2 protein-coding genes and 1 pseudogene are annotated in these 2,559 nt (G+C 73.0%); all 3 read right to left on the bottom strand.

Features of this window, described 5'->3' with window-relative positions:
* Positions 1-176: 176 nt before the first annotated feature.
* The gene (gene hutG, locus ACFVH2_RS24895; protein WP_378428725.1) at positions 177-1,130 is read right to left on the bottom strand and encodes a formimidoylglutamase; all 954 of its coding nucleotides are present in this window, start codon (positions 1,128-1,130) and stop codon (positions 177-179) included.
* Positions 1,127-2,323 carry an imidazolonepropionase gene (gene hutI / locus ACFVH2_RS24890; RefSeq protein ID WP_378428727.1) on the bottom strand — a complete coding sequence of 399 codons (1,197 nt, stop codon included), beginning with the start codon at positions 2,321-2,323 and terminating at the stop codon, positions 1,127-1,129. Before hutI ends, hutG begins: the two co-directional genes overlap by 4 nt.
* A 2-nt stretch (positions 2,324-2,325) precedes the next feature.
* Positions 2,326-2,559: pseudogene (locus ACFVH2_RS24885) on the bottom strand (urocanate hydratase); the annotation flags it as partial.

Here is a 2,559-nt window from a genome sequence, read left to right as displayed (position 1 = left end):
GCGGGGGGTGGGGGGGGGAGGCGGCGCTATAATCTCTATACCCCCCCCGCGGGCCAAACCCCCACAAGGTTGGCGCGCACGGGGGCGCCCGCGGCGGCGCCTACGTGTTCGTGATGGAGATCCCCGGCTCGACGCGGCACATGCCTGCGTCGAGCCGGGGACGACGGGGGATCGGGCTACGCCCGACCAGCGAGCGCGGTGGTGACGATCCGGTGGATCAGCCGGGCCGCGGTCCGCGCGGTGCGATTGTCGATGTCGAGGCCGGGGTTGAGCTCCGCGACGTCGAGCAGCGCGAGCTTGCCGCTGCGTGCCACCAGGTCGCACACCCGCTGGATCACCTCGAGCGGGACACCGAACGCGGCCGGGGCGCTGACCCCGGGTGCGACCGCGGCGGGCAACACGTCGAGGTCGATCGTCAGGTAGACGACGTCGACCCCGTCGAGGAACTCGTCGAGGAACGACTCCACGACAGCGGGGTTCGCACAGTCGTCGTCGAGGAGGTGGCGCACGCCCAGTTCGGCCGCCGTCGCGAACAGCGCCGCGGTGTTGCTGGGCTGCGAGATGCCCAGCACCGCGTAGTCGAGGGTTCGACCAAGCGCGGTTTCGCGGTCGGCCATCTGCCGGAACGGAGTTCCGGAGCTCGGCCGCGCGTCGCTGCGCAGGTCGAAGTGTGCGTCGAGGTTCAGCACGCCGAGACGGGCACCCGATGCCACGGCCGCCGAGTTCGCGATGCCGAGATAGCTGCCGTAGGCCACCTCGTGTCCGCCGCCGAGGACGGTGACGAGGCTGCCCGCGTCGAGCAGGTCGGTCACGGCCGAGCCGAGCCGGGCCTGACCGCCGTCGAGGTCCTCGCCGGCGACCTCGACGTCACCGGCGTCGAACAGCCGAACCGGGCTCGCGAGCGACATCGAGGCGAGCGCCCGGCGCAGCGCGGCCGGGCCGTCGGCGGCGCCGGGGCGTCCCTTGTTGCGGCGCACCCCCTCGTCGCTGCGGAACCCGACGAGAACGCCTGCGCCGGAATCGGTTCGGCCCGCGAGGGGTGCAATGGCACTGTGCCAGCGCAGGTGCTCGGCTCCCGGTCCGTCGTCGCGCCCCGACCAGGCCGTGGGGGCCAGATCCACATCCGTCATCGTCGGTGCCCGTCCTTCCAGACCTCACGCACCAGCGCCACCCCGGGCCGGTAGGCCAGGTGCAGGTGCGACGGCGCGTCCAGCGCGATCAGGTCGGCCCGCGCGCCGACGGTGATGCGGCCGACATCGGTGCGCTGCAACGCCGCCGCGCCGCCGGCCGTCGCCGCCCACACGGCCTCGTCCGGGCTCATGTGCATCTCGCGCACCGCTAGCGCGATGCAGAACGGGATGCTGGTGGTGTAGCACGTGCCGGGGTTGCAGTCGGCGGCCAGCGCGACGGTCGCGCCCGCGTCGAGCAGAGCGCGGGCATCGGGATACTTGTTGCGGGTGGAGAAGTCGGCGCCGGGCAGCAGCGTGGCGACGGTGTCACTCGCCGCGAGTGCCTCGACGTCGGCGTCCGTGGTGTAGGTGACATGGTCCACCGAGGCGGCGTTCAGCTCGACCGCCAACCGAACGCCTGCGCCGTAGCTGAGCTGGTTGCCGTGCACCCGCGGGGTGAGCCCGGCGGCGATGCCGGCCTCGAGGACGGCGCGCGACTGGTCGGCGTCGAAAGCCCCCTCCTCGCAGAACACGTCGATCCACTTCGCGTGCGGGGCACACTTGGGGATCATCTCGTCGACGACCATCCGCACGTAGTCGTCGGTGCGGCCGGCGAACTCCGGGGGCGTGACGTGCGCGGCCAGCAGGGTCCGCTCCGCGGTGTGTTCGGCGGCGACCTGGAGGCTGCGCAGCTCGTCGGGGACCGACTGCCCGTAGCCGGACTTCGTCTCGATGGTGGTGGTGCCCGAGTGCAGCGACTCGGCCACCAGTCGGGCCACGTTCGCGCCCAGCTCGGCGTCCGAGGCGGCCCTCGTGGCGGCGATGGTGGTGCGGATGCCACCGGCCCCGTACGGGGCGCCGGTCATCCGGGCGGCGAACTCCTCGGCGCGCTCGCCGCCGAAGACCAGGTGGGCGTGGCTGTCGACGAACCCGGGCAGGACTGCCCGGCCGCGCAGGTCGTAACGCGAACCCGCACTGCCCTCGGGGATTCGGGACCGGGGGCCCACCCACTGGACGAGCCCGTCGCCGATGACGACGGCGGCGTCGTGGACGAGGCCGAGCGGGCCTGCGCCGAGCTCGGGATCGTTGGTGACCAGGGTGCCGATGTTGTCGACAACCGTCCACCGGCCGTCCTGCCCGGGTGCGTCGTACATGGTTACGCCTCCTGCATCGGGATGCGGACGCCACGCTCGGCGGCGACCTGGGTCGCGTGCTCGTAGCCCGCGTCGGCGTGCCGGATGACGCCCATGCCCGGGTCGTTGGTGAGCACCCGCTCGAGCTTCTGCGCGGCCAGCTCGGTGCCGTCGGCGATGCACACCTGGCCGGCGTGGATGGAGCGGCCCATGCCGACGCCGCCGCCGTGGTGGATCGACACCCAGGAGGCGCCGGA

This window comes from Rhodococcus sp. NPDC127527 (genome assembly GCF_042672245.1).
GTDB lineage: Bacteria > Actinomycetota > Actinomycetes > Mycobacteriales > Mycobacteriaceae > Rhodococcus_G.
The sequence above is the reverse complement of the archived record's forward strand: the minus strand, read 5'-3'. Positions and strand labels throughout refer to the sequence as shown.

Coding starts and splice junctions, on each gene's coding strand:
- hutI (WP_378428727.1), bottom strand. CDS start 2,323: ATGTACGACGCACCCGGGCAGGACGGCCGGTGGACGGTTGTCGACAAC.
- hutG (WP_378428725.1), bottom strand. CDS start 1,130: ATGACGGATGTGGATCTGGCCCCCACGGCCTGGTCGGGGCGCGACGAC.